Raw genomic sequence first — 24,771 nt, forward strand, 5'->3', positions numbered from 1 at the left:
CGACGACGGCCCGAGACGCCAGGGGAAGCCCGTCGCCGCCACCGGCCCCGGTCACCGAACCGCTGCCGGGCCGGCCGAACCCGGGTCCACCGGTGCCGGGCCGGCCGGAGCTGGGCCGACCGGTGCCGGATCGACCGGTACCGGATCGACCGGTGCCGGGTCAGCCCGTACCGGGGCGGCAGGGGGCGATGGCGGCGATCGGGACGGGGGCGGCGAGGCGCGGGTGATCGCTCAGCGGGTGCGGGCGTGTTCCGGCGTGATCAGGCTGTCCGGGGGGCCGTTCGGGACGGTGGCCACGTACATGCCCGGCGAGCGGCTCCTGGGCGTGTCGGTCAACGACCGCGAGGTGGAGATCGCCGTCGTCGCCAGGATGGACCGCCCGCTGCCGGAGACCGCCGACGAGGTACGGCGGGCCGTGACGGATCTGGCCGGCGGCCGCCGGGTAAACGTGCGTATCGACGACATCGTGGAGGAACCATGAACAACGCCCACTGGCCGACGCTGGTCGGCCTGGCCGTCGGCATCATCCTGGGCCTGACGGCGGCGTTCGGCGGGCTGACCGCGTTCCTGCTCGTCCTCGTGCTCGGCGCGGCCGGCTTCGTCGTCGGCCGGATCGTCGAGACCGGCGAGGTGAACCTGTCGAGCCTGTCCACGAGGCGGAGATGACCGACGTCACGCCGGCGGAGGGCGCGGCCACCGTGACGGTGCCCCCGCAGCGCCGCCCTCCGCAACCGCCGCCGGAGGCGCGGGGCCGCACCGAGGTCGCCGACCAGGTGGTGCTCAAGATCGCGTGCCTGGCGGCCGCGGAGGTTCCCGAAGTGCGCGAGGTGCACTCCAGGACCGCGCCGTGGAGCCGCCCCCCGGACGCCGGTGCGGCGGCGCGACGGGGAGGTACGCCGGGCGGGAAGGCCGCGCCCTGGCGGCGTTCGTCGAGCGCCGAGGTGCGGGGCGGCCGGGCCACCATCCGCCTGCACGTGAGTGTCGCCTACCCGGCGCCGCTCCGCGGGGTGGCCGCCCGGCTGCGGGAGCACGTGAGCCGCCGCGTCGCCGTCCAGACCGGGCTGGAGGTCAGCCGCCTCGACGTGGTCGTGACCGATCTGGCCGGTGAACCGCGATGACCGCTCAGGAGATGTGCACCGTACCTCCCGACGACGAGGGAGGCGCGCACCGGGCCGGCCCGCCGAAGGGGGCCAGAACAGGTGACAGGACAGCTGACAGGGCGGCGGTGCGCGCGTTCCGGCCGCGGCGCAGGATCCCCGCCATCGTGGTGAGCGTCCTGCTGGCGCTGCTCGGTCTGCTCGTCGCCGCCGAGACGATCTCAGGGCTCGTCGGCCGGCCGCTGCGCCTGGTGCCCTACGACGGGATGCTCTCGTGGGCGTCGGCGACGTCGTGGTCGGATCCGCTGGTCCTGCTCTCCTCGGCCGTGGTGACGCTGCTCGGGCTGGTCCTGCTGGCCGTCGCGCTGGTGCCTGGGCGGCCCAGCATGGTGCCCGCGCGCAGCGGCGACCCCGGTCTCGTCATCGGCCTGCGGACCAGGACCGTCGCCAAGGCCCTCGCCCACGCGGCCGAGGAGGTGCCCGGCGTGCACGCGGCGCGCGCCAGGATGCGCGGGCACGCGGTCGTCGTCACGGCGGCCACGTCCGGGTGGGACAAGGAACGTTTCGGCGAGGAGGTGCGCGACGCCGTGCTGACCCGGCTCGCGGCGCTGGATCCCGTGGAGCCGTACCGGGTGGTCGTGAACGTCAAGGAGCCGAGATGAGCGGGAACATCGGCCGGGTCAACCGGTGGGGGCTGGCGCTGGTCGGGCTGGTGCTGACGGTGCTGGGCGGTCTCGCGCTGGCCCGCGGCCTGGGCGCGTTCGGCATGGCCGGCACTCCGATCGTCGACGGCGGCGCGCGCGGGTTCTTCGCGCGTACCAGCCCGTGGATCTGGTGGGTCGTCGCGCTCGTGGCGCTCGCCGTCGCGCTGCTGGCGCTGTGGTGGCTGCTCGCGCAGGCGCGCGGGGAGCCGCACGGCCCGCTGCGCGTCGAGTCGGGGCCGACGGGGGTGACCGAGGTGGCGCCCGGCGGCATGGCGCAGGCGGTGGCCGACGACGTCGTGTCGGGCCCGTCCGTGCTGAGCGCCCGCGCCGACCTCGTGGACGCGCGCGGCAGCCCGTCCGTACGGCTGCGCGTGGTCGCCGACGAGTCGGCCCCGCTGTACGAGCTCAGCCGGCACCTGTCCACGGTGGTGCTGCGGCATGTGCGCGACGCGCTGGAGCGGGATCAGGTGCCGGCGATCGCCCGCGTTAGCCTGGAGCCCTCACCTTCGCCGCACCGGGTGGTGCGCTGACGAGAGGGGTTCTGTGGTGTCCGTCGTGAAGATCAACGTGCTGACCGTGCCCGCCGACATGCGTACGGAGCTGGAACAACGGTTCTCGAAGCGGGCCGGGATGGTGGAGTCGGCCGACGGGTTCGAGTGGTTCGAGTTGCTCAGGCCGGTGGAGGGCACCGAGCGCTATCTCGTCTACACCCGGTGGCGCAGCGAGGAGGACTTCCAGAACTGGCAGCAGGGCCAGGCGTTCCAGCGCGGCCACGCACAGGCAGCGCAGGGTCAGGGTCAGGGGCAGGGCCACGGCCACGGCCAGGGCCCCGCGGCGACCGGCTCGGAGCTGTGGTCGTTCGAGGTGGCGGAGAGCGCCGGCCCGAAGGGCTGAGCGCTCTCAGGCGTCGAGCGGGTTGCGCGCGATGCGGTCGAGGATGCCGTCGCGGACGAGCCCGCCGGCGAAGCTCGACGGTTTGCGCGCGCCCTGGTCGGCGATGCACGCACCGAACTCCTTGGCGATCTCCAGCCGCGGATGGCGCGCCAGCACCTCGGCGCGCACCTCCTCGGGGATCTCGTCGGTGCGCCGGCCCGAGATGTCCATGCCGGTCGAGAGCTCCAGCAGGTGGCCCTCGGGGTCGTCCGCCACCGGCACCTCGGCCCACATGTGCCGGATGATCACCTCGGCCGCGCGTTCCCTGCGCTCCGGCGACCAGCCGGCGCCGGCGCAGAAGGCCCAGGCCACGTGCCCGCCCGCCTCTTCGTACGGCACCGTGTGGCTGTCGTACCCGGCGACCAGGCCGATGTCGTGCAGCATGGCCGCCACGTACAGCAGCTCGGCGTCGAAGGCGATGGAGTGCGCCTGCCCGTGGGCGGCGGCGAACAGGTAGGCCCGGATCGAGTGGTTGAGCAGCGAGGGCGTGTGGTAGCGCGTGGCCACTTCGAGCGCTCCGCGGCAGGCGGGCGTGTCGGGGATCATCAGGTCGTCGAATCTCACGGCTCCAGCATCTCCTTCCCCGCGCCGGCTCCGCCAGCCGGAGCACCGGCGCCACATCGAGCGGCTAACGAATCGGACACTCGGCTTGACCCGGTGATCGCGAGAGCGAAAGCATGTGCCGCCCTCACTGTTCTGTCCCGGAAGGACCTGGCGTGCGCCGGTTTGCGTTACCTCTTGCCCTCACGCTCGCCCTCGGCGGGTTGGCCGGCCCCGCTCAGGCCGGCTCCCAGGCCGACGGGGTGACCCGCACCGCGGAGTGCCAAGGCGACTGGCTGCCCGGCACGCCCACGGTCACCGACGTCATGAAAGGCGAGATCTCGCTGGTCGGGTTGCCGGCGTACAAGATCGGCAAAAAGATCGACTGGTCGGCCAGCCCGTACAAGAACCGCTCGTGGGAGTACGTGTTCCAGTCGCTGCGCTGGATGGGCACGCTGGTCGTCGAGTACGAGAACACCGGCGAGCAACGCTACCTGGATCGTGCCACCGAGATCACCAAGGACTGGGTGGCGAAGAACAGGCGAGGGGCGCGCGGCACCAAGCCGTACGTGTGGAAGGACCATCCGGTCTCGCTGCGCACGCAGCCGCTGCTCTGCCTGAGCCGGCACGTCAACGCCGGCTGGCTGAAGGACAGCCTGGCCGACCACGCCAAGCTCCTGTCGGACCCCCGGCTGTACAAGAAGGGCCACAATCACGGCATCGACCAGGACATCGCGCTCCTCGGCATCGGCTGCAGGTACGGCCGTAAGGACTGGGCGAACCTGGCCTCCCGCCGGCTGACCGGCACCGTGAAGCTCGACGTCGACAACCAGGGCGCGCTCATGGAGCAGGCCCCGCGCTACGCGGTCTACGTGTACGGCCGGCTCCAGGTCGCGATGACCGGCATGAAGGCGTGCAAGCGGAAGGTGCCCGGTGAGATCACCAGGCGGGCCGAGGCGCTGAAGGACTTCATCGCCCACGCGACCATGCCCAACGGCTACATGGTGCCCATCGGTGACGGCAGCGCCGACACCGAGCCGAAGATGGAGACGGGGACGCCGAAGCAGGAGGTCAGGACCTACCGCGCCGGGTACGTGTTCGGCCGCACGGCCTGGGGCGAGAAGGAGTCGGCGTACTACTCGATCCGGTTCGGGCCCGGCATGAAGTACCACGGCCACGAGGACCACCTCGGCGTGACGTACTACGCGAAGGGGCGCGACATCCTGGTGGACGGCGGTTTCCACTCGTACGAGAAGAGCGCCTACCGCTACTGGACGCTCTCCCCCGAGGCGCACAACGTGCCCACGGTGGCGGGCGGCAAGTTCCGGCCCCGCACGCCGAGCAAGCTCGCCAAGACGTCCTACGGCAAGGGGCGGCAGGCGTTCAGGCTGACGGACAAGGCGTACGGCGCGAGCCGCACCAGGTCGGTGCTGGTGAACCACGGCGACGACCTGATGGCGGTGCTGGACACCGCCTCCGGCGGCAAGAAGGTCAGGAACGTGTGGCGTTTCGACCCGTCGCTGAAGCTGGTCTCGAAGGGCGGCGGCAAGGTGGTGCTGGGCGACGGGGACTTCAAGGTCACGCTGCTGCAGCTGTCGTCGTGCGACCGGGTCGGCGGGCAGAAGGTGGAGCGCGGCGGCAAGCTGGGCTGGGTGTCGCCGACGTACCTGTCGAAGAAGCGCACGAACGTCGTGGTCTCGCCGTCGGCCAGATCGCTCCTGACGGTGATCGTGCCGGGGACCGACTCGCCGAAGGTGTCGTGCTCCGGCGGGAAGGTCACGGTCGAGGGCGTGTCGTTCGCCTCCCGCCTGCTCTAGCGACCGGGCGCAGGGGGCTCCGGGCCCCCTGCGCCGTTCAGGCCGTCAGGAGACGTCCCGCCCCGCGCGGAGCAGGCCGTACGTCACCGCCTGCTCCAGAGCCTGCCACGAGGCGTCGATGATGTTCTCGGCCACCCCGACCGTGGCCCATTCGGAGGTCTCGTCGCTGGAGGTGATGAGGACCCGCGTGATGGCGTCGGTGCCGTGGGTGCCTTCGAGGATGCGGACCTTGTAGTCGACCAGTTCCAGCTTCGCCAGCTCGGGGTAGAGCTGCTCCAGGCCCAGGCGCACCGCCTTGTCGAGGGCGTTGACGGGGCCGTTGCCCTCGCCGGTGGCGACGATGCGCTCGCCCTTGGCGTGCAGCTTGACGGTGGCCTCGCTGACCAGCTCGCCACCCTTCGTGCGCTCGACGATGACGCGCCAGGACTCGACCTCGAAGTGCCGCCTGCGGGAGCCGTGCAGGGTGTCGCGCAGCAGCAGTTCGAACGACGCGTCGGCGGCCTCGAACGTGAAGCCCTTGGACTCGAGGTCCTTGACCCGCTCGACGAGGGTCTTGGTGGTGTCGGGGGTCAGCTCGTAGCCCAGCTCCCTGCCCTTGAGCTCGACCGAGGCCCGGCCCGCCATGTCGGAGACGAGCATGCGCATGTCGTTGCCGACGGCGGCGGGGTCGATGTGCTGGTAGAGGTTGGGGTCGACCTTGATGGCGCTGGCGTGCAGGCCCGCCTTGTGGGCGAAGGCGGACGTGCCGACGTAGGGGGCGTGGGAGTTGGGCGTGACGTTGGTGACCTCGGTGATCGCGTGGGCGATGCGGGTCATGTCGGCCAGCGCCTCCCGAGGCACCAGGTCGAAGCCGCGTTTGAGCTGCAGGTTGGCCACGACGGTGAAGAGGTTGGCGTTGCCGGAGCGCTCGCCGTAGCCGTTGGCGCAGCCCTGCACGTGGGTGGCGCCGGCCTTGACCGCGGCCAGGGTGTTGGCGACGGCGCAGCCCGTGTCGTCGTGGCAGTGGATGCCGACGCGGGCGCTGGTCTGGACGGCCTCGTGAACGATCTCGGCGAGCTCGTCGGGGAGCATGCCGCCGTTGGTGTCGCACAGGGCGATGACGTCGGCGCCGGCTTCGGCGGCGGTCCTGAGAACCTCCAGCGCGTAGGCTGGGTTGGAGGTGTAACCGTCGAAGAAGTGCTCGGCGTCGAGGAAGACTCGCTGTCCCTCCGCACGAAGGTGAGAGACCGTGTCGCGGATCATCGCGAGGTTCTCCTGGAGAGTCGTGCGGAGGGCCAGCTCCACGTGCCGGTCGTGGCTCTTGGCGACAAGGGTCACGACCGGCGCGCCGGATTCGCGCAAAGCGGCCACCAAGGGGTCGTCGGCTGCCTTCACACCGGGCCGGCGGGTCGCGCCGAACGCGGCTAGTTGCGCGTGTTTCAGGTCGAGCTCTGTTCGAGCCTGCCTGAAGAACTCTGTGTCCTTGGGATTGGCGCCCGGCCAGCCCCCTTCGATGAAACCCACGCCCAGGCCGTCCAGCTGCCGCGCGACGGTGATCTTGTCGGCGACGGTGAGGTTGAGCCCCTCCTGTTGCGCGCCGTCACGCAGCGTCGTGTCGTATACGTGGAAGCGGTCGTCGGCCATGGGTGATCTCTTCTCTCCGGAAGGCTCGCACTGGGTGTGGTCTTTTCTGGAAAACAAAAAGACCCCTCACGGACGTGAGAGGTCTGCGCGCTGGCGGTGTCCTTTGTCAGCCAGCGCGCCTGCCGATAATGAGCAGACCGTAGAACATGATGCTCACCAGTCTGCCATACGGATTCACCATCTGGCACGCGGGTCTCACCGAGTGGACACTCGTGTCGTGCGGGGCGTCACACGGCGACGCCGTCACCGCCGGTGATGGCGCGTTCGAGCGCGGCCGCGTCGAACACCTCGTTGCCGAGCATCCGGCCGTCGAGCAGCACGGTCGGCGTGCCCTGGATGCCCGCCTTCGCCGTCTGCTCCAGGTGCGCCTTCGCGTACGACTGCGACCGGACGCACTCGTCCACCACCGCGCCCGCCTTCCTGGCCGCCCCGGCCAGCTCCTCGACGGTGAACCCCGAGGCCACGCCGTGCGGCGCGGGCTGCATGGCGTACAGCCGGCTTCTGAAGGCCAGCCAGTTGTCCTCGGGGACGCAGCGGGCGGCCGCGGCGGCGCGGATGGAGTTGGAGCGCATGGGCTCGGCCCTGAAGATTGTCACCGGACGGAAAACGATCTTCACCTTGCCCTCCCTGGCCAACCGCTGCAGCGTGCCGTCCACGGCGTCGTGCATCTGCTTGCACACGGGACAGTCGAAGTCTTCGTACAGGTCGAGCACGGGAGCCCGGCTCGACCGGTCCGCCAGGACCATGGACCCGTCCGCCTGCCGGGTCAGCCGCACCTCGCCGGACGACTCGCCCGGCTCCGCGAACGCCAGCACCCCGATAACGGCGATCACCGCGCACGCGACCGCCACCGCCACCAACCGCTTCACCATGCCACTCTCATCTCGTTGATCGCGCAGACCCTATCGGAAACCGAAACAACGGCGGCATGAAGACATGCCTCCTTGACGCTGACATCGCGCGATACGTATGCGAGCACGGCACGCCGCCCGTCGCGGACGGGATGATCATGATCAGGAGGAGAGAGAGCCATACCACCGAATCGGCGCCCGGCGCGGGCGCCAGGCCCTACTCTTGGTGATCCCGTGACTACAAGAGGACGGCGGCATGGTCAGGCCACTCGAAGAGCGTTTCCGTACGGCCCGCGACTTGTTTCCCGAATATCGGGTGGAGACGGTCAAGGGCCGCATCGTGGTGAACGAGTCCGGCACCTGGCAGCACAACACGATTCTCTTCCGGCTGCTGCTGCAGCTGGTCGGCGCGGCGGCCGGGCAGGGCTGGGAGATCTGGCCCAACATCACCGTCTATCTCGGCGAGCACGCCGACCGGTACGTCCCCGACCTGACCGTGGTGCCGGCCTCCCCGCGGATGCACGAGGAGCACGCCGTGCACGGCGACGCGACGCTGCTGCTGGCCGACGTCGTCTCGGCCGGCAGCGGCTACGACGACTATTACGTCAAGCCCTGCGGCTACGCCCCCGCAGGGGTGCCGCTCTACCTGGTGATCGACCCGTTCCAGCGATCGGTCAAGCTCTTCTGCGACCCCTCCCGCGGGACCTACGCCACGGAGATCGTGGTTGCCGCGGGCGAGCCGCTGGCGTTGCCCGATCCGTGGGGGCTCGCCGTCGACACGGCGCGACTGATGTGACCCCCGGGAGCGCCGCCCCCGGGGATCGATCACCCGGCTAGACGATCTTGTGCACCCAGTGGTGGGAGTCGGGGCGGGAGCCGTACTGGATGCCGACCAGTTCGTCGCGCACCCGCATGGTGACCGGCCCGGGGGCGCCGTCGGCCACCGTCCAGGAACGGTCGGCGCCCTTGACGGTGCCGACCGGCGTCACCACGGCCGCCGTCCCGCACGCGAACACCTCCGTGAGCTCGCCCGACTCGCAGCCCGCCTGCCACTCCTCGACCGACACGAGCCGCTCCTCGGTCTCCAGGCCGAGGTCGCCGGCCAGTTGCAGGATCGAGTCACGGGTGATGCCGGGCAGCAGGGTGCCGGTCAGCGCGGGCGTGACGAGCTTGTCGCCGAAGACGAAGAACAGGTTCATTCCGCCCATCTCCTCGACGTACCTGTGCTCGTGGGCGTCCAGCCACACCACCTGGTCGCAGCCGTTCTCCACCGCCTGCCGCTGCGCCACGAACGCGGCCGCGTAGTTGCCGCCGCACTTGGCGAAGCCGGTGCCGCCGGGGGCGGCGCGAGTGTACTCGGTCGAGAGCCAGACCGAGACGGGCTTGAGCCCGCCGGTGAAGTAGGAGGCCGCGGGAGAGGCGATGACCATGTACTTGTAGGACTTGGACGGGTAGTTGACGCCGAGCCCCGCCTGCGTGGCGATCATGAAGGGCCGCAGGTAGAGGCTGTGCCCCTCGGTCGTCGGCACCCATTCCCTGTCGGTCTGCACGATCAGCTCCAGCGATTCGACGAACGTCTCCTCGGGCAGCTCGGGCATGGCCATGCGGGCCGCGGAGCGGTTGAAGCGGCCCGCGTTCGCGTAGGGGCGGAAGGTCACGATCGAGCCCGTGGTCTGCCGGTAGGCCTTGAGCCCCTCGAACAGCTCCTGGGCGTAGTGGAAGACCGACGTGGCCGGGTCGAGGGAGAGCGGCCCGTACGGCATGAGCCGGGCGTCGTGCCAGCCCTCACCCTCGGTGTAGTCGATCGAGATCATGTGGTCGGTGAAGGTCTGCCCGAAACCCGGGTTCGCCAGTACCTGCTCCCGCTCGGCCGCGGTGCGAGCGTGGTCGGATAGCTGCACGTCGAAGCTGAGCTTCTGAGCGATGGTCATGACGGCGGTCCTTCTCTCTGCGAATCTACGAACGGGGGCCGCTGAAGTGCGGTGTCGAGCAGTGCCGCCCTGAAAAAGAGCAGCCCGTACTTCCTATTGTCTCGCTATATGGGATGGCAAGCGGCCGTTGGGGTGGTCAGGCCGTTGACACGCCAAAAAGCGCCTGGCGGTCCGTGTCGGATCGCCAGGCGCTCGCGGGGCTAGGCGGTCCTAGCCGGATACTCGCGCGGTGATGTCGTCACCGATCTCGTGGGTGCCGCGGCCGGGACGCCGCTCGGCGATGTCGGCGGCGACCGCCTGCTCGACCCTCGCCGCCTCCGCGTGCAGGCCGAGGTGGTCGAGGAGCATGGCGACGGACAGGATGGTCGCGGTCGGGTCGGCCTTGCCCTGTCCGGCGATGTCGGGGGCGCTGCCGTGCACCGGCTCGAACATGCTGGGCGCGGTGCGCTCGGGGTTGATGTTGCCGCTGGCCGCCAGGCCGATGCCGCCGGCGATGGCCGCGCCGAGGTCGGTGATGATGTCGCCGAACAGGTTGTCGGTGACGACCACGTCGAAGCGCTCGGGCTGGCTCACGAAGAACATCGAGGCCGCGTCGATGTGGGCGTAGTCGGTGGCGACCTCGGGATAGTCGCCGGCCACGCGGTCGACCGTGCGCTGCCACAGGTCGCCGGCGTAGGTGAGGACGTTGGTCTTGTGGACCAGGGTGAGCTTCTTGCGCGGCCGGGACCGGGCCTTCTCGAACGCGTAGCGCACCACGCGCTCGACGCCGTGGGCGGTGTTGAGCGACTCCTGCGTAGCGATCTCGTGGGGCGTGCCGCGCCGCATGACGCCGCCGGTGCCGGCGTAGAGGCCTTCGGTGCCCTCACGGACCACGATCATGTCGATGTCGTCGGCCGACGAGCCGGCCAGCGGCGTCCGCACGCCGGGGAACAGCTTGACCGGGCGGAGGTTGACGTAGTGGTCGAACGCGAAGCGGAGCCGCAGCAGCAGGTCGCGCTCGAGGACGCCGGGCGGCACGCTGGGGTCGCCGACCGCGCCGAGCAGGATCGCGTCGTAGCCGCGCAACTCCTCGAGCACCGCGTCGGGGAGAGTCTCTCCGGTGCGGTGATAGCGGGCTGCCCCCAGGTCGTAGTGGGTGGGCTCGATCTTGGTGCCCACGGCCTCCAGGACCTTGAGTCCTTCGGCCACGACCTCGGCGCCGATGCCGTCACCCGGGATGACGGCCAAGCGGATGTTACGCGACTCCATGGGTGGTTACCTTACCGGCTCGTCTCGACTGACGAACACATCATCTCAGCTTGCGGACGGTTCGGTGACCTGGGCACGCGGGAGCGCCCAGGCCACGTCCTGAGCTAGCGGCCGGAACCCTGCGGGGCGCCGCCGTTGTCCCTGCGGTCGAGCGCGGTCTGCACGGCCTCGGCGGCCTCGTCGTCGTGTTCTTCCGCACGGTTCCAGGCATACATCTCGTACATGCGACTCATCTCATTTCGCGGAAACGATCCGATGGAAAACCGGACTCCGGTCACGAATCCGGGCGAGCCTGCTCTCGTGGTCCGGGTCACGGACCGGGAGGAAGGGGCTGACGGCCGACGCAGCGCCACTCACCGCGGCGAGTCGTCGACCTGCCCTAACAGGCCTCGCCGCGGCAGGTAATAAGTACGAGCACCTGGCGCATCTCCGCCACAGTACCTCAGCCGTCTCGTTGGACGTCCTAGTATCTTGCATGCTGAGACGCGAAAGGCCGCCGCCCCCCGCGGGACGGCGGCCTCGTACGACCGGGGAGGGTCAGTCCTCCAGGTCCACCGAGCGGCCGCTCTCGGCGCCGATCTCGGCCACGATCTGGTCGACCACGTCGGCCGGGATCGCGGTGTCGACGGTCAGCGCGATGAGCGCCTTGCCACCCTTGACCGACCTGGCCACCTGCATCGAGGCGATGTTGATGCCGTGCTCGCCGAGGAGGCGGCCGACCACGCCCACGATGCCGGGGCGGTCGGTGTAGGTGAAGAACGACAGGTGGGCCGTCGGCTCGATCTCCATCTCGTAGCCGTTGACCTCGACGATCTTCGTGATCTGGCGAGGGCCGGAGAGCGTGCCCGACACCGAGACGTGGCGGCCGTCGGCCAGCACACCCCGCACGGTCACCACGTTGCGCCAGTCAGGGCTCTCCGAGCTGGTCACCAGCTCGACGTTCATGCCGCGGTCCTTGGCCAGCAGCGGCGCGTTGACGTACGTGACCTGCTCCTCGATCACGTCGGCGAACACGCCCTTCAGCGCGGCCAGCTCGATCACCCGGACGTCCTGCGCGGCGATCTCCCCGCGCACCTCGACGTCGAGCTTGGTCGCGACCTCGCCGGCCAGCGCCGTGAACACCCGGCCGAGCTTCTCGGCCAGCGGCAGGCCCGGCTTGACGTCCTCGGCCACCACACCGCCCTGGACGTTGACGGCGTCGGGGACGAACTCGCCCGCCAGTGCCAGCTTCACGCTCCGCGCGACCTGGGTGCCGGCCTTCTCCTGGGCCTCGTGCGTGGAGGCGCCCAGGTGCGGCGTGGCGACGACCTGGTCGAGCTCGAACAGCGGGCTGTCGGTGCACGGCTCCTTGGCGTACACGTCGAGGCCCGCCCCCGCGACCCGCCCCTCCTTGATGGCCGAGTAGAGGGCCGCCTCGTCGACGATGCCGCCGCGGGCGACGTTGACGATGCGCACGTTGGGCTTGACCCTGTGCAACTCGTCGTCGCCGATGAGCCCGACCGTCTCCTTCGACTTCGGCAGGTGCACGGTGATGAAGTCGGCCTGCGTGAGCACCTCGTCGAGGGACAGCAGCTTGACGCCCATCTGCGCGGCGCGGGCCGGCGGCAGGTAGGGGTCGTAGGCGATCAGTTCGACGCCGAACGGCTGCAGGCGCTGGGCCACGAGCTGGCCGATCTTGCCGAGGCCGAGGATGCCGACGACCTTCTCGTCGAGCTCGACACCGGTGTACTTCGACCGCTTCCACTCGCCGTTCTTCAGCGCGGCGTGCGCCTGGGCCGTGTTGCGCGCGCTGGCCAGGATGAGCGCGAGGGTCTGCTCGGCGGCGCTGGTGATGTTGGAGGTCGGCGCGTTGACGACCATGACACCGGCCTTGGTGGCGGCCTCGACGTCGACGTTGTCGAGGCCGACGCCGGCGCGGGCGACCACGCGCAGCTTGGGCGCGGCGGCGATGGCCTCGGCGTCGACCTGCGTGGCGGAGCGGACGATCAGCGCGTCCACGCCGGCGAGTGCGGGCAGCAGCTGGGAACGGTCGGCGCCGTCGGTGTGGCGGACCTCGAAATCAGCGCCGAGCACGGCGAGGCCGGCCTCGGACAGCTCCTCTGCGACCAGAACGACGGGCTTGTTCACGGGTGTGGATCCTCCGGGACAGGCGGGCTTCGGGGGACTCGTCACACGTCCGGCCCCCCGACGGTCCCACAGAGTCTAACGGTCGCTTGTGAACGCGTTCACGAGGGACCCACGATGTGGGACAGGGGCGGCCGTACCCACCGGGCGGCAAACTCATCCATATCGCGGCCGTCTTTGTCTTGATCGGGAGATTTCTTCGCCATTAGCCTGATAAGCCGTGGCCGACTACCTATGGTTCGTCATATGAGCATCGGGAATCCTGCGCTTGCCGACGTGCTCGCCCAGCATGGCACCCCCCATCGCCTGCTGGGCGCTCTCGCCGACGGTGGAATCCTGGTGGCAGTGCGGACAGACCGTTCAGTCGTCCTGGGGACGACACAAGCCGGTGACCGGGTCCTGCTCGGCTACACCGGCCCTGCCACCTATGCCAGGCACCGCGGCAGCCATTCCCTGTCGGCGTGTGACGCCGACACCATCCTGGACATCCAGCGCGTCACCGGCGTGCGGGAGATCGTGATCGACGCGGCCGGACCAGCCGCCGCGGCCGTGCCCATCGACGATCTCCAGCGCTTCCTCACCTCGACGCGCAGCGGACCGACGCCCGTGCTGTCGGGGGCGGCCCCCGCCGCCTACGCCACGGGCGCCATGGCCACCGTCTCGCGCGGTGCCGCGCTGGCCCAGGTCGCACCGCCCTCCACCCAGGCGCCCGCGTTCCCGTGGGTGCCCGCGCCCCGGCCGCACCTGTCAGGGCCCATGCAACAGGTGGACCCCGGCTACCGGCGGTGCGCGCACCCGATCCTGCCCGCGCTGCGGCAGGCGATCGCGCAACTGCTCATGGATTTCCCGCTCGTGCACCACGTGTGGATCTCCGAGGCGAGCACCGCGTCCGGCGCCCCGGGGATCATGCTGCACGTGAAGGTGCACATGTCCGCCGCCGAGGACGTCGTACGCGACCTGCACCGCCTGGTGCGGGCCCGGCTGCCGCAGTTCGCGGCGTCCGGCGCGCCGATCCTCATGGCCAGGGTGGCCGACACGCACAGCGAACGCCGGATGATCGAGATCGGCGCGCACGTGGTGTGCGCCGACGTCCGCGACTGACCTCCCGCACGCGACGGGCCCGCGCGGGCCCGTCGCGCCACGCGGAACTGGGCCCTACCGAACAACGCTCTGTTCGGTTTCAATGAGGGCATGATCGCACCGGAGGCGAGCGCCTCCACGGTCCCCCGGAGCGTGCGCGTCGGCTACGGGGTGGGCTCGTTCTGCACCGCCACGGTGGGCGCCGTTCCCGGGCTGCTCCTGCTGTACTACATGACGAACTTCCTGGCCGTACCCGCATGGCTGGCCGGGGTGGTCGTGACCGCGCCCAAGGCCTGGGACCTCGTGATCAATCCGCTGGTCGGCCGCTGGTCCGACCGGACCAGATCGCGGCTCGGCCCGCGCAGGCCCTGGCTGCTCGCCGGCGCCTGCACGCTGCCGATCGCGTTCTTCCTGGTCTTCGCCGGGCCGCCGCTGACCGGCGTGCCCGCCGCGCTGTACGTCGGGGCGTGCTTCCTGGCCACGGCGACGGCGTACGCGCTGTTCGAGGTGCCGTACAAGGCGATGCCCGGCGAGATGACGCACGACTACCACGAACGCACCTCGCTGCTCCAGTGGCGGATGATCTTCATCGGCGCTGCCACCGCCATCAGCGGCGTGCTGGCCCCGGCCATCGTCACCAGCCAGGGCGGCGACGGCACGCTCGGCAGCTACCGGCTGATGGCCGCCACGATCGCGGCCGTCCTGCTGGTCTCGATGCTGGGCTCGTTCTTCGGCACCGCCCGCGCCCCGATGACCGGCGCGCCCGAGCCCGACCGGGGCGGGTGGCGGGAGCAGTTGGCGGCGGTCAGGGGCAACGCGCCGTTCCTCTGGATCACGGCGCTGGCCTGCACGCAGATGCTGGCCGTCAGCATGATGCTGGCGGCGGCGCCGTACTTCGCCACCTACACGATCGGCACGCCGGACGCCACGCAGACGCTGTTCGCGGCACTGGTCGGCCCCATGCTGCTGACGATGCCGCTGTGGGTGCGGCTGTCCAAGCGGTTCGACAAGCGCGGCGCGATGGTGCTGGCCGCGCTGATGTTCGGGGGCGGCACCGCGGCGGCCATGGCGACCCCGCTCTTCGGCTCGTTGTACGCGCACGTGACGATCCTCGTCGTCGGCGTGGGCATCGCGGGCGTGCAACTGCTGCTGTTCTCCATGCTGGCGGACGTGATCGCGGTGGACGCGGCGAAGACCGGCAAGCGCAGGGCGGGCGTGCTGACCGGGTTGTGGACGGCCATCGAGAGCGGGGTCAGCTCGTTCGGCGCGCTGATCTTCGGCGTCATCCTGTCGCTCGGCGGCTTCATCGAGTCCGAACCGAGCAGGCCGGTCGAGCAGCCGGAGAGCGCGGTGACCGCGGTGCTCGTCGGGCAGACCACGGTCCCCGCGCTGATCATCCTGGCGTCGGTGGTGATGACGCTGAGATACCGCCTCACGCCACCCGGCGCGCCGGAAGCGGACGCGTCCGTGTGACTGGCCCGGCCGCACGGCGAGGCCGGCGTGCCTGGTCAACGTGGGTGCCAGGCATGCGCGCGCAGGACGGTCATCACCACCGATCCGCGTATTCTGGACAGGGAGCGCGGTTCAGGCCGATACTCGCTACATGAGCTCCACGCTTCCGCCCTTTCGTGCCTCGGATGGGGAACGCGACCGTGCGATCGACGAGCTCAGAGATCGCGCCGTAGAGGGGCGCATCTCCCACGACACGTTCGTGGGCCGGGTCGACCAGGTGCTCAGGGCGCAGAACCGCCACGAGCTCGACGAGGTGGTGGCCGACCTGCCGCGGCGGGCGACGGTCAGGCAGCGGCTGACCGACGCGGTGGCGGCGGTGTCGGAGTTCACCACCAGGGTGCAGTCGGCGTGGCGGCGGCCGCGGCTGCCCCGGCTGGCGCTGCCCGACGACGACCGGCTGCGTTACGTGGTGGGCAGGGGGTCGGCCTGCGACCTCGTGCTGTCGGACCTGACGGTCTCCCGCGTGCACGCCGAGCTGCGGCGCGAGAGCGACGGGTGGCTGCTGGTCGACCTGGGCTCGCTCAACGGCACCCGGCTCAACGGGTGGCGGCTGGTGGGGCCCGCCCGGGTCAGGTCGGGTGACGAGATCTCGTTCGGGGACTGCGGTTTTCTGCTCACGTCGGGCCTGCCGTCGATGTGACCGCTCCCGCATTCTCCAATAAATACGGATATTTGCGGATTACAGGCTGACGGTGCTGCTCCATGCTGCAGGCGATCCCCCAGTCATGCTGGAGCAGTCTTTCTTGGAGACCCCATGCGGCGCACCTCAGCATCCCTCGTCGCGGGCACGCTCGTCGCGGCCCTCGCGTGGGCGTCCAGCCCCTCCTCACCGGCCGTCGCGCTCGACCCCTCCGTGGGCGTGGCCGACCTGACCCAGGACCTCAACCAGATCCTCAGCGACTCGCGGCTCACGATCGCCAGGGCGGGCGTCGTCGTCAAGAGCGCGGAGAGCGGCGAGGAACTGTACGCCACCGACGCCGGCAAGCTGCTGATCCCGGCGTCCAACACCAAGCTGTTCACCTCGGCCGCGGCTGCCGAGACGCTCGGGCTCGACTACCGCTTCACCACCAGCGTGCTGAGCACCGGGCGCAAGGCCGGCAAGGTGCTGACCGGCGACCTGGTGCTGCGCGGCACCGGCGACCCGACCATGCTGGCCGAGGACTACGACGCGCTGGCCGCCAAGGTGGCCGGCGCCGGCGTCAAGGTCGTCACCGGCAAGCTCGTGGCCGACGACACCTGGTTCGACGCGCGGCGGCTCGGCAACGACTGGGCCTGGGACGACGAGACCGCGTACTACGCGGCCCCGATCTCGGCCCTGACCGCCTCCCCCGACAAGGACTACGACGCCGGCTCGGTGATCGTCGCGGTGTCGGCCGAGAACGGCAAGGTCAAGGTGACCACCACGCCCGACACCGGGTACCTGAAGATCGTCAACCGGGCGACGGCAGGCTCCGAGACCGACGTGCTCATCGAGCGGCAGCACGGCACCCGCACCGTCGTGATCACCGGTACGGTCGCGGACCCGTACCAGGAGTGGGTGGCCGTCGACGACCCCACGGCCTACGCCTCCTCGCTCTTCCGTGAATCGCTGGCCAGGCACGGCGTCAAGGTGCTCGGCCGCACGGTGGCCGGCGCGGCGCCCGAGGGCGCCAAGGAGCTGGCCGCGCACGAGTCGATGACGCTGGGCGAGTTGCTGGTGCCGTTCATGAAGCTGAGCAACAACATCCACGCCGAGATCCTCACCAAGGCCATGGGCCGCAAGGCGGCGAACCAGGGCACGTGGGCGGCCGGGCTCAAGGTCACCACCGACTTCGCCAAGGCCAACGGGGCGCAGGTGATCAACATGCGTGACGGCTCGGGGCTGTCGCGCCGCGACGGCTTCTCGCCCGGCTCAATCGTGCAGTTCCTGTCGGCCGTGCGCGGCAAGCCGTGGTTCGACACCTGGTACGAGTCGCTGCCCGTCGCGGGCAACGCCGATCGTTTCGTCGGCGGCACGCTGCGCAGCCGGATGCGCGACACCGCCGCCGCGGGCAACGTGCACGCCAAGACGGGCTCGCTGACCGGGGTGACGGCGTTGTCCGGCTACGTCACCAGCGCCGACGGCGAGCCGCTGATCTTCTCGATCATGCTGAACCAGTACCTGTCGGGGTCACCGAAGGACATCGAGGACAAGATCGCCGTACGCCTCGCCCAGTTCTCCCGTACCTCTGCGGGCGGTGACCCCGTCCAGCTCCGCGCCACGGACCCGGGCCCGGCGGGCGACCTGGAGTGCTCCTGGCTGAAGCCCGCGCAGTGCTGACGCCGATCAGCCTGTAGCCGACGCGGCGGCCTCCTGACGCGCAGGGGGTCGCCGCGGTTTACCCCCATAAGGCGTGCTGCATCACGATTCAGCCACTTGGAGCGGTCTTTTCAGGACATAGCAGACCTTGGAGCGCCAGAATGCGGTTCGACCTTGTGTGCAACCGCCGACCCGGAGGAGAGAATGCGCAGACAGCTCAAGGCATGGGCCTGCCTCGGGAGTCTGGCGGCACTGACCTTCCCCGCACCGGCCGCGCAGGCGGCCACGAGCGCGCAGGCCTGCCGGGTGGCCGCTGCCAAGCCCACGCTCTCCCACGGCTTCGTCCGCGGCACGGCCACCAGGGCGGGCTGCTCCGACAAGGCCCTGCTCCGGGTACGCATCGCGATGGCCGTGTCGGGCCCCGACCGGGTCGTCAAGAGCGGCTCCAGGACCGTCGGGACCGGCTCGCTCACCGCGCAGGTGCGCTGCACCACCACCCCCCGCACCTACTACGTGATCGCGCTCGACGCCAAGGGGCGCACCGGCAAGTCGCGCACGGCGCGGCTGGCGTGCGGCAAGTTCGCCTCGGCGACCGAGGATGCGCTCGTCAAGCTCACCAACAAGGCGCGGGCAGGGAACGACTGCAAGCCCCTGGCCCACGACCCCAGGCTGCACCTCGCCGCCGAGCGCCACTCGGCGGACATGGCCGCCAAAGGGCGTCTCAAGCACACCTCCGGCGGGCGCACGTTCGCGGAGCGCATCAAGGCGGTCGGCTTCTCCTACAGCCTGATCGCCGAGAACGTCGCCATGGGCTACCCCGCCGCCGCCACGGTGCTCAAGGACTGGCTGAAGAGCCCAGGCCACCGCAAGAACATCCTCAACTGCTCGTTCACCCACATCGGCGTCGGATACAGCGCCGAGAAGCAAGCCTGGACCCAGATCTTCGCCGCCCGCTGAAGCCCTCGCTTGAACCCCGCTGAAGCCAAGGGAGCGTCGGGCTTCACCGGCCTCCGTGCCGGTTCCCACCGCACGCCCACACGCTCCCCTCCGGGCGGGCCCGGCCGCGCCTCCCCCCGCACGAAGGACCGCGGCCGGGCCCGCATCCTTCCTCCGGTGTCAGGCCCGGTCGGAGAAGCGGGCCAGCACCAGCGACTCGACCACGCCGACGACCGCGTACGCGAGGATCGACACGGCCGTGACCACCACGATGTCCGCCCACACCTCGTCGTAGCGGAATCCGCCGATCGCGCGCAGGATCTCCGCGCCGATCCCCTCGCCGGTGGCCAGCCATTCGGCGATGAGCGCGCCGATGATCGAGGCCGGCACCGAGATCCTGGCCGAGGCGAAGACCGCGGGCATCGCCGTCGGCACGGCCACCTTGCGCAGGACGGTCATGCGGGTGCCACCGTAGGCCATGACCAGGTCGGTGGCCTGCGGCGAGGCCGATCTCAGCCCGAAGACGATGTTGACCAGCGCGGGGAAGAACACCACGATGCCGCCGATGACGGCGACGCCCACCAGGTCCCTGCCGAAGATCAGCGTGATCAGCGGCGTCATCACCACGAGCGGCACCGAGCGCAGCAACATCGCGACCGGCATGAAGGTCTGCTCCACGGTCCTGAACAGCACGAACGTGACCGCGACGGCCATCGCGGCGACCATGCCCGAGGCGAACCCGACGGCGGCGTCCCTGACGGTGATGCCCAGCGCGCCGAACACGGCCTCGCGGTGGGCCGCCGACGCCGTCAGGTAGTCCCACACCTGGGGCGGGCGCTTGCCGACGAGCGGGCTGATGCCGAACGCCTCCAGCGCCAGCCACCACGCGGCCACGACGATGACCACGCACGGCGCGAGCGGCCCGACGACCCGCAGAATGGTACGGCCGATCACTGCGCCTCGCCTTTCGACCACGGGGTGACCACACGGGCGACGAGCGCGACGACGGCGTACCCGAGGCCGGCGATCAGCCCGGCCACGAGCGCCAGCCCCCAGGTCCGCGGCACCTGGAACTGCTGCTGCGAGATCATCAGGGAGACGCCGATCCCCTGGTCGTTGCTGCCGAGATATTCGCCGATGATCGCGCCGAGCAGCGCCGAGGGTGCGGAGATCCTCAGGCCGGCGAACGTGCTGGGCAGGGCCGAGATGATCTGCACGTAGCGGAGCCTGGCCAGGCGGCCGCCGCCGTAGACGGTGACGAGGTCGAGACCGGCCTGGTCGGCGGAGCGCAGCCCGAGCAGGGCGCCGATGAGTGTGGTGAAGAAGACGGAGATGGCGGCCAGGAACACCACAGTGGCGTCGCCGCCGAAGACGACCAGCACGATGGGGCCGATGGCGAGCAGCGGGACACAGTAGCTGATCACGGCGAGCTGGGTGGCGACGGCTTCGAGCCGTGGCACGAGCAGCACCAGCAGCGCCACGCCGATGGCCAGCCCGTTGCCCCACACGAAGCCCTGCGCCGCCGCGGACACGGTGGCGATGACGTTGGGGCCGTAGAAGGCCCACCCGTCGTCGCCCATTCCGGCCAGCACGGCCCACGGCGTGGGCACCGCTCCGCCGCCGGCGAACACCGTCACGGCCAGCAGCCACCACACCGCGACCAGGGCGACGACACCGGCCAGCCCCTGCGCCCGTCTCATGAGCCGTGCCCGAACAGCAGGTCGCTGAGGTGGTCGTGAAGGGCGTGGAACTCCGGCGTACGCATCATGCCGGGCGTGCGCGGGCGCGGCAGGCCGATCTCCACCAGCTCGACGATCCGGCCGGGGCGCGGGCTCATGACGGCGACCACGTCCGACAGGAAGATCGCCTCGCCGATCCCGTGGGTGACCATCAGCGTGGTGGCGGGCTTCTCCGTCCAGATGCGCAGCAGTTCCAGGTTGAGCCGCTGCCTGGTCATGTCGTCGAGCGCGCCGAACGGCTCGTCGAGCAGCAGCACGCTGGGCTTGACGACGAGCGCGCGGGCGATGGAGACGCGCTGGCGCATGCCGCCCGACAGTTCGGCGGGCCTGGCCTTCTCGAACCCCTCGAGACCGACCAGCTTGATCAGGTCGTCGATGACGCCGGGCTCGGGCCTGATCCCGGCGACCTCCAGCGGCAGCCGGATGTTGGCGGCGACGCTCCTCCAGGCCAGCAGGGCCGAGTCCTGGAAGGCGATGCCGAGGTGGTGGCTCCTGCGCAGTTCGGCGGGCGTCTCGCCGTTCACCCGGATCTCGCCGCTGGTGGGCTGCTCCAGCCCGGCGAGCATGCGCAGCACCGTCGACTTGCCGCAGCCGGACGGGCCGAGCAGCGACAGGAACGAGCCCTTCGCCGTACGGAGGTCCACGCCGTCGACGGCGGTCAGGCCCTTGCCGAACGTCTTGCTCAGCCCGGTGACGCTGATGCCGCCGCTCATGAGAGCTTCAGGCTCGGGTCGGCCTTGTAGACCTCGTCCAGGACGGTCAGGTCGAACAGTTGCTCGGCCTTGATGGTCAGGCCGGCCTTGGCCAGCGAGGCGATGTTCTGCTCGATCAGCTCGGGCGTCATCGTGAACAGGCCGTTGGCCTCGACGTCGGGGGTGACGACGAGCTCGTTCTGCATCTTGGCCTCCTCGGTCTGCTCCTTGACGTCGAGGTTCTGGTCCTTGCCGTAGACGGTCGCGGCCAGCTCGGCCGACCTGGCCGGATCGGCGACGGCGTCCTTCCAGCCCTTGATCTCGGCGGTCAGGAACGCCTTGAGCTTGTCGCGCTCGTTGTCGATGGTCTCCTGGGTGACCGTGAACGTCTCGGCGACCAGCGGCAGGCCGGCGTCGGCGAGCAGCAGGTGGGTGGCGTCGTGGCCCTCCATCTTCAGCCGTACGGGGCCGCTGGTGACGAAGCCGACGTAGCCGTCGAGCTGCCCGGAGGTCAGCATCGAGGGGTCGGACTGGAACGGCACCCGCGTCACGCTGCCCTCGTCGATGCCGTTGGCCTTGAGCAGCGCGTTCCAGACCAGCTCGTTGGAGTCCTGGACGCCGATCTTCTTGCCGGCCAGGTCTTCGGCGCTCTCGATCGGGTTCTTGCTCAGGGAGATGATGGCGAACGGGTTCTTCTGGAAGGTGGCGCCGACGATCTTCAGCGGGGCGCCCTGCAGCACGGCGGGGGCGGTGATGGTGGGGGCGGACAGGCCCGCCCAGCAGCGCCCGGTGGCCAGTCCCGACTCGACCGAGGTGCCGGAGCCGCCGCCCGACAGCAGCTCGACCTGGGAGAACCCGGCAGCCTTGTAGTAGCCCTTGCTGTCGGCGAAGTATTCGCCGGCGAACTCGACGTTCTTCTTCCAGGAGAGCTGGAGCTTGACCGAGCCGAGCCCGCCGCCGGAGGAGGAGCCGGCCGGCGAGCCGCTTTCGCCGCAGGCGGCCAGACCGAGCGCCAGACCGGCCAGGCCTGTCGTCCGCAGGAACGCGCGACGGTCGAAGGTAGCCATGATTCTCCTTGAGCGGCCGTGAAGGTGCAGGTCAGGACGTTATCTACCGATTATTACCATCAAGTGACGGTATTTTCGGACTTCTGGCCGGGCGGACGGCCGTCGCGCGAGATGGCGGAAAAACCGCTGGCGGCCCCTGTAGGTCCCTACGAGAGCGGGGGACGAGGACCGTAGATCCCTCCAGCGGCCCCGGGGCTCCGGTAGCGTCGAGCGTGAAATGAGACTCGACGGAATCCCCCTTTGGGACGGTACCGAACTTCGCGGCCCTGTCGATCTGAGCTGGGAGCCCGACCGGATCATCGACGTGAGCCCCGCCGCGCCGCGCCACGACGACCTGTGCGTCATCCCCGGCCTGGTGGACACGCACGTCCACCTGATCGGCCACGCAGGTCCCGGCGACCCGCCCGACTTCGCGACCTGGCCGCTGGTCACCACGCGCGACGAGCAGGTGCTGCACGGCGTCGCCCACGCCCAGCGGGCCATGCGGCACGGCGTCACGACGCTGCGCGACCTGGCAGGCGACGGGGCCCAGGTCGCGCTGCGCCGGGCCTTCGACGCCGGGGTGCTGCAGGGGCCGCGCGTCCAGGTGCACGGCGTGGTGGGGATGACCGCCGGGCACAACGACCTGTTCGTGCCGCCCGCCTCGCCGCAGCGCAAGCCCACGGCCGACGGGCCCGACGAGTGCCGCAAGCTCGTACGCACCTGGGCCAGGGCGGGCATGGACGGCATCAAGCTCACCACCAGCGGCGGCGTGCTGTCGATCGGCGACAGGAACGCCTGGCGCAACTACACCCGCGACGAGATCAGAGCCGTCGTGGACGAGGCGCACGCGCTCGGCATGCCGGTGGCCTCCCACGCCCATTCCGAGGAGGGCATCCGGGTGGCCGTCGAGGAGGGCGTCGACTCGATCGAGCACGGCACCCTCATGAGCACCGACCTGGCCGAGGTCCTGGCCGCCCGCCGCACCCCCGTGGCTCCGACGCTGCTCATCAACGAGGCCATCGCAGAAGGCCGCGTCCCGGTCACCCCCGAGGCCAGGGCCAAGGCCGCCGAGCTCGTCGCAACCCGTGACGTGCTGCTCGCCCAGGCGGCCGCTCTCGGCGTGCGGTTCGTGCTGGGCACCGACGCGAACGGCCACCACGTGCAGTTCGGCGACCAGCTCGCCGAGGTCCGCCACATGGCCGGGATCCTCGGCATGGACGCGGCGTCGGCGCTGCGCGCGGCCACCTCGGACGCGGCCGACTCGATCGGCATGCCCGTGGGCAGGATCGCGCCCGGGCTGGGCGCCGACCTCATCGTGCTGCGCGGCCGGCCGTGGGAGCGCATCGGCGACCTGGCCGCCGGCAACATCGTGGCCGTGGTGTCACGGGGCGCCGTCGTCGCGGGCGGGCTGCCCTGACCGGAGCGCCAGGTAGAGGTCCGTACGGTCGCGCATCGACGCCATGCGGCGGCCGGTGAGCTCCTCGATCCGCTGCATCCGGTAACGCAGCGTGTTGACGTGGACGTACAGCTCGTCGGCCGTGCGCTGCCACGATCCGCAGGTCTCCAGGAACAGGTCGAGCGTGCGCAGCAGCTCGGAGCCGTGCCGCGCGTCGTAGTCCTCGACGGGGGCCAGCAGGCGGTCGCGGAACGACCGGCGCACGCCGGCCGGCAGCGAGGCCAGCAGCAGGTCGAAGCTGTCGATGTCGGCCACCGACATGATCGACACCGGCCCGGGCCCGCCCCTGGCCGACTCCATGCCGCGCCTGGCCGTCTCCAGCGCCTCGCCGAGCTGCGACACGCTGGCCGCCATCTCGCTGATGCCGGCCGCGATGCTCACTCCCGGGCTCGTCCCCCGGCTCACGCCCGACCGCCCGGCGACCAGCCCGCGCAGCTCGTCGGCCAGGCTCTTGCGCGATGCCCGGCCGTTGACCAGCACGATCGCCTCGCGCGGCGTGCCACCGACGATCAGGTGCCGCCCTTTCCTCGCCAGGCCCTCGTGCAGCAACTCCGGCAGGTCGAGCTCGGGGCCGCCGGTCCGGGTGACCGCCATGGCCGCGGTCGGCAGGCCGGGGTCGGCGCCCAGCAGCCGCATATGCGCCGAGACCTCGCCGGGCGGGATCTGGCCGAGGACGTCCAGCAACGTCTGCGCCCTGACCCGCTCGGCCCTGCGCTGCTCGGCGGCGAACCCCTCGACGGTCACCACCTCGGTGATCGCGCCGAACGACTGGTCGGGAGCGGCCAGCAGCAGCGGCAGCCGGCGCAGCTCGCACGCCTTGACCAGCTCCCGCGGCAGCTCGCCGAGCACGATCAGGCCCACGACCAGGCCGGCGGCGTCGCTGGCCCACAGCGCGTCGGCGAAGCGCTCGCAGTCGGGCGGCTCGGTGTACCAGACGCCGCTGGTCAGCACCAGGTCGCCGGACCGCAGGTAGCGGCGGGGGTCGGGCAGGTCGGTCGGGTAGGCGCGCCGGATCTCGCGGTCGAGTGCGGCATCACCTGTCACCAGCGTCAGCCGCAGGTCGTCGCGTGCGAGCAGATCCGCCAGCCTCATGAAATCCGATGGTATGCCAGGCCGCGCGGACGGCCGCCGGAGTGCCTACCACGGACGGGAGCGGAGCGG

At 70.7% G+C, this 24,771-nt stretch carries 25 protein-coding genes; 14 read left to right on the forward strand and 11 right to left on the reverse strand.

Annotated elements, in window-relative coordinates:
- The first annotated feature begins 223 nt into the window (after positions 1-223).
- Genes ACZ6SA_RS29690 through ACZ6SA_RS29715 form a run of 6 tightly spaced genes read left to right on the forward strand, consistent with a single transcriptional unit; the run spans position 224 to position 2,695 of the window.
- Positions 224-481, forward strand: coding sequence for a hypothetical protein (locus ACZ6SA_RS29690; RefSeq protein ID WP_347645332.1), 258 nt, complete (start codon positions 224-226; stop codon positions 479-481).
- Positions 478-666: a DUF2273 domain-containing protein gene (locus tag ACZ6SA_RS29695; RefSeq protein WP_347645334.1), complete on the forward strand. Its 189-nt coding sequence runs from the start codon at positions 478-480 to the stop codon at positions 664-666. The genes ACZ6SA_RS29690 and ACZ6SA_RS29695 overlap by 4 nt, the downstream gene beginning before the upstream one ends.
- Positions 663-1,118 carry an Asp23/Gls24 family envelope stress response protein gene (locus ACZ6SA_RS29700; RefSeq protein WP_465831776.1) on the forward strand — a complete coding sequence of 152 codons (456 nt, stop codon included), beginning with the start codon at positions 663-665 and terminating at the stop codon, positions 1,116-1,118. Before ACZ6SA_RS29695 ends, ACZ6SA_RS29700 begins: the two co-directional genes overlap by 4 nt.
- A complete protein-coding gene (locus ACZ6SA_RS29705; RefSeq protein WP_465831778.1) occupies positions 1,115-1,759 on the forward strand; it encodes a DUF6286 domain-containing protein in 645 nt (214 codons plus the stop codon). The genes ACZ6SA_RS29700 and ACZ6SA_RS29705 overlap by 4 nt, the downstream gene beginning before the upstream one ends.
- On the forward strand, positions 1,756-2,331 hold the full coding sequence (locus ACZ6SA_RS29710; protein ID WP_347645339.1) for a hypothetical protein: 576 nt from the start codon (positions 1,756-1,758) through the stop codon (positions 2,329-2,331). The genes ACZ6SA_RS29705 and ACZ6SA_RS29710 overlap by 4 nt, the downstream gene beginning before the upstream one ends.
- Positions 2,332-2,347: 16 nt before the next feature.
- Complete coding sequence (locus tag ACZ6SA_RS29715) at positions 2,348-2,695, forward strand: antibiotic biosynthesis monooxygenase family protein (RefSeq protein ID WP_465831780.1); 348 nt, start codon at positions 2,348-2,350, stop codon at positions 2,693-2,695.
- Between the two features lie 6 nt (positions 2,696-2,701).
- On the opposite strand, the gene ACZ6SA_RS29720 is transcribed toward ACZ6SA_RS29715, so the two are convergent.
- The gene (locus ACZ6SA_RS29720; protein ID WP_347645342.1) at positions 2,702-3,298 is read right to left on the reverse strand and encodes an HD domain-containing protein; all 597 of its coding nucleotides are present in this window, start codon (positions 3,296-3,298) and stop codon (positions 2,702-2,704) included.
- A gap of 152 nt (positions 3,299-3,450) precedes the next feature.
- Between ACZ6SA_RS29720 and ACZ6SA_RS29725 the strand changes: the two genes are divergently transcribed.
- Entirely contained in the window at positions 3,451-5,091 is a 1,641-nt protein-coding gene (locus ACZ6SA_RS29725; RefSeq protein ID WP_465831782.1) for a heparinase II/III family protein, read from the forward strand.
- A gap of 45 nt (positions 5,092-5,136) precedes the next feature.
- Here the strand turns inward: ACZ6SA_RS29725 and cimA are convergent, their stop codons facing one another.
- Positions 5,137-6,714: a citramalate synthase gene (gene cimA / locus ACZ6SA_RS29730; protein ID WP_347645346.1), complete on the reverse strand. Its 1,578-nt coding sequence runs from the start codon at positions 6,712-6,714 to the stop codon at positions 5,137-5,139.
- A 227-nt stretch (positions 6,715-6,941) separates the two neighbouring features.
- Positions 6,942-7,586 carry a DsbA family protein gene (locus tag ACZ6SA_RS29735; RefSeq protein ID WP_347645348.1) on the reverse strand — a complete coding sequence of 215 codons (645 nt, stop codon included), beginning with the start codon at positions 7,584-7,586 and terminating at the stop codon, positions 6,942-6,944.
- A gap of 235 nt (positions 7,587-7,821) precedes the next feature.
- Between ACZ6SA_RS29735 and ACZ6SA_RS29740 the strand changes: the two genes are divergently transcribed.
- Positions 7,822-8,361: a Uma2 family endonuclease gene (locus ACZ6SA_RS29740; RefSeq protein ID WP_465831785.1), complete on the forward strand. Its 540-nt coding sequence runs from the start codon at positions 7,822-7,824 to the stop codon at positions 8,359-8,361.
- A 37-nt stretch (positions 8,362-8,398) separates the two neighbouring features.
- Here ACZ6SA_RS29740 and ACZ6SA_RS29745 read toward each other — a convergent pair whose 3' ends face one another.
- The 3 genes from ACZ6SA_RS29745 to serA form a co-directional block, all read right to left on the reverse strand.
- Positions 8,399-9,496 carry a branched-chain amino acid aminotransferase gene (locus ACZ6SA_RS29745; protein ID WP_347645350.1) on the reverse strand — a complete coding sequence of 366 codons (1,098 nt, stop codon included), beginning with the start codon at positions 9,494-9,496 and terminating at the stop codon, positions 8,399-8,401.
- Positions 9,497-9,706: 210 nt separating this feature from the next.
- The gene (locus tag ACZ6SA_RS29750) at positions 9,707-10,744 is read right to left on the reverse strand and encodes a 3-isopropylmalate dehydrogenase (protein ID WP_347645351.1); all 1,038 of its coding nucleotides are present in this window, start codon (positions 10,742-10,744) and stop codon (positions 9,707-9,709) included.
- A 537-nt stretch (positions 10,745-11,281) separates the two neighbouring features.
- A complete protein-coding gene (gene serA, locus ACZ6SA_RS29755) occupies positions 11,282-12,871 on the reverse strand; it encodes a phosphoglycerate dehydrogenase (RefSeq protein WP_347645353.1) in 1,590 nt (529 codons plus the stop codon).
- Positions 12,872-13,114: 243 nt separating this feature from the next.
- Here serA and ACZ6SA_RS29760 point away from each other — a divergent pair, with 243 nt between their 5' ends.
- The 5 genes from ACZ6SA_RS29760 to ACZ6SA_RS29780 all read left to right on the forward strand — a co-directional run bounded on the left by ACZ6SA_RS29760 (position 13,115) and on the right by ACZ6SA_RS29780 (position 18,695).
- Entirely contained in the window at positions 13,115-13,969 is an 855-nt protein-coding gene (locus ACZ6SA_RS29760) for a hypothetical protein (RefSeq protein WP_347645355.1), read from the forward strand.
- A 90-nt stretch (positions 13,970-14,059) separates the two neighbouring features.
- On the forward strand, positions 14,060-15,421 hold the full coding sequence (locus ACZ6SA_RS29765; protein ID WP_347645357.1) for an MFS transporter: 1,362 nt from the start codon (positions 14,060-14,062) through the stop codon (positions 15,419-15,421).
- 130 nt (positions 15,422-15,551) lie between these two features.
- On the forward strand, positions 15,552-16,100 hold the full coding sequence (locus tag ACZ6SA_RS29770) for a DUF1707 and FHA domain-containing protein (RefSeq protein ID WP_347645359.1): 549 nt from the start codon (positions 15,552-15,554) through the stop codon (positions 16,098-16,100).
- A 114-nt stretch (positions 16,101-16,214) separates the two neighbouring features.
- Positions 16,215-17,759: a D-alanyl-D-alanine carboxypeptidase/D-alanyl-D-alanine endopeptidase gene (gene dacB, locus ACZ6SA_RS29775; protein WP_465831789.1), complete on the forward strand. Its 1,545-nt coding sequence runs from the start codon at positions 16,215-16,217 to the stop codon at positions 17,757-17,759.
- Between the two features lie 183 nt (positions 17,760-17,942).
- Complete coding sequence (locus tag ACZ6SA_RS29780; protein ID WP_347645363.1) at positions 17,943-18,695, forward strand: CAP domain-containing protein; 753 nt, start codon at positions 17,943-17,945, stop codon at positions 18,693-18,695.
- 159 nt (positions 18,696-18,854) lie between these two features.
- On the opposite strand, the gene ACZ6SA_RS29785 is transcribed toward ACZ6SA_RS29780, so the two are convergent.
- From ACZ6SA_RS29785 to ACZ6SA_RS29800, 4 genes are read right to left on the reverse strand one after another with little or no spacing between them, the layout of a single operon-like run.
- The gene (locus tag ACZ6SA_RS29785) at positions 18,855-19,628 is read right to left on the reverse strand and encodes an ABC transporter permease (protein ID WP_347645364.1); all 774 of its coding nucleotides are present in this window, start codon (positions 19,626-19,628) and stop codon (positions 18,855-18,857) included.
- Complete coding sequence (locus ACZ6SA_RS29790; RefSeq protein WP_465831792.1) at positions 19,625-20,374, reverse strand: ABC transporter permease; 750 nt, start codon at positions 20,372-20,374, stop codon at positions 19,625-19,627. Before ACZ6SA_RS29790 ends, ACZ6SA_RS29785 begins: the two co-directional genes overlap by 4 nt.
- Positions 20,371-21,126: an ABC transporter ATP-binding protein gene (locus ACZ6SA_RS29795; protein ID WP_347645368.1), complete on the reverse strand. Its 756-nt coding sequence runs from the start codon at positions 21,124-21,126 to the stop codon at positions 20,371-20,373. The genes ACZ6SA_RS29790 and ACZ6SA_RS29795 overlap by 4 nt, the downstream gene beginning before the upstream one ends.
- On the reverse strand, positions 21,123-22,172 hold the full coding sequence (locus tag ACZ6SA_RS29800; RefSeq protein ID WP_347645370.1) for an ABC transporter substrate-binding protein: 1,050 nt from the start codon (positions 22,170-22,172) through the stop codon (positions 21,123-21,125). Before ACZ6SA_RS29800 ends, ACZ6SA_RS29795 begins: the two co-directional genes overlap by 4 nt.
- 217 nt (positions 22,173-22,389) lie before the next feature.
- Here ACZ6SA_RS29800 and ACZ6SA_RS29805 point away from each other — a divergent pair, with 217 nt between their 5' ends.
- Complete coding sequence (locus tag ACZ6SA_RS29805; RefSeq protein WP_465831795.1) at positions 22,390-23,571, forward strand: metal-dependent hydrolase family protein; 1,182 nt, start codon at positions 22,390-22,392, stop codon at positions 23,569-23,571.
- Here the strand turns inward: ACZ6SA_RS29805 and ACZ6SA_RS29810 are convergent.
- A complete protein-coding gene (locus ACZ6SA_RS29810; protein WP_465831797.1) occupies positions 23,536-24,702 on the reverse strand; it encodes a PucR family transcriptional regulator in 1,167 nt (388 codons plus the stop codon). The two genes, ACZ6SA_RS29805 and ACZ6SA_RS29810, sit on opposite strands and share 36 nt — an antisense overlap.
- Positions 24,703-24,771 lie beyond the last annotated feature (69 nt).

It is taken from the genome of Nonomuraea sp. NPDC049378 (genome assembly GCF_055586745.1).

Excerpts from the sequence above, each read along its gene's own strand:
- ACZ6SA_RS29695 (WP_347645334.1), top strand. The coding sequence starts at position 478 with ATGAACAACGCCCACTGGCCGACGCTGGTCGGCCTGGCCGTCGGCATC.
- ACZ6SA_RS29700 (WP_465831776.1), top strand. The coding sequence starts at position 663 with ATGACCGACGTCACGCCGGCGGAGGGCGCGGCCACCGTGACGGTGCCC.
- ACZ6SA_RS29705 (WP_465831778.1), top strand. The coding sequence starts at position 1,115 with ATGACCGCTCAGGAGATGTGCACCGTACCTCCCGACGACGAGGGAGGC.
- ACZ6SA_RS29710 (WP_347645339.1), top strand. The coding sequence starts at position 1,756 with ATGAGCGGGAACATCGGCCGGGTCAACCGGTGGGGGCTGGCGCTGGTC.
- cimA (WP_347645346.1), bottom strand. The coding sequence starts at position 6,714 with ATGGCCGACGACCGCTTCCACGTATACGACACGACGCTGCGTGACGGC.
- ACZ6SA_RS29735 (WP_347645348.1), bottom strand. The coding sequence starts at position 7,586 with ATGGTGAAGCGGTTGGTGGCGGTGGCGGTCGCGTGCGCGGTGATCGCC.
- ACZ6SA_RS29740 (WP_465831785.1), top strand. The coding sequence starts at position 7,822 with ATGGTCAGGCCACTCGAAGAGCGTTTCCGTACGGCCCGCGACTTGTTT.
- ACZ6SA_RS29745 (WP_347645350.1), bottom strand. The coding sequence starts at position 9,496 with ATGACCATCGCTCAGAAGCTCAGCTTCGACGTGCAGCTATCCGACCAC.
- ACZ6SA_RS29750 (WP_347645351.1), bottom strand. The coding sequence starts at position 10,744 with ATGGAGTCGCGTAACATCCGCTTGGCCGTCATCCCGGGTGACGGCATC.
- ACZ6SA_RS29760 (WP_347645355.1), top strand. The coding sequence starts at position 13,115 with ATGAGCATCGGGAATCCTGCGCTTGCCGACGTGCTCGCCCAGCATGGC.
- ACZ6SA_RS29765 (WP_347645357.1), top strand. The coding sequence starts at position 14,060 with ATGATCGCACCGGAGGCGAGCGCCTCCACGGTCCCCCGGAGCGTGCGC.
- ACZ6SA_RS29770 (WP_347645359.1), top strand. The coding sequence starts at position 15,552 with ATGAGCTCCACGCTTCCGCCCTTTCGTGCCTCGGATGGGGAACGCGAC.
- dacB (WP_465831789.1), top strand. The coding sequence starts at position 16,215 with ATGCGGCGCACCTCAGCATCCCTCGTCGCGGGCACGCTCGTCGCGGCC.
- ACZ6SA_RS29780 (WP_347645363.1), top strand. The coding sequence starts at position 17,943 with ATGCGCAGACAGCTCAAGGCATGGGCCTGCCTCGGGAGTCTGGCGGCA.
- ACZ6SA_RS29790 (WP_465831792.1), bottom strand. The coding sequence starts at position 20,374 with ATGAGACGGGCGCAGGGGCTGGCCGGTGTCGTCGCCCTGGTCGCGGTG.
- ACZ6SA_RS29795 (WP_347645368.1), bottom strand. The coding sequence starts at position 21,126 with ATGAGCGGCGGCATCAGCGTCACCGGGCTGAGCAAGACGTTCGGCAAG.
- ACZ6SA_RS29800 (WP_347645370.1), bottom strand. The coding sequence starts at position 22,172 with ATGGCTACCTTCGACCGTCGCGCGTTCCTGCGGACGACAGGCCTGGCC.
- ACZ6SA_RS29805 (WP_465831795.1), top strand. The coding sequence starts at position 22,390 with ATGAGACTCGACGGAATCCCCCTTTGGGACGGTACCGAACTTCGCGGC.
- ACZ6SA_RS29810 (WP_465831797.1), bottom strand. The coding sequence starts at position 24,702 with ATGAGGCTGGCGGATCTGCTCGCACGCGACGACCTGCGGCTGACGCTG.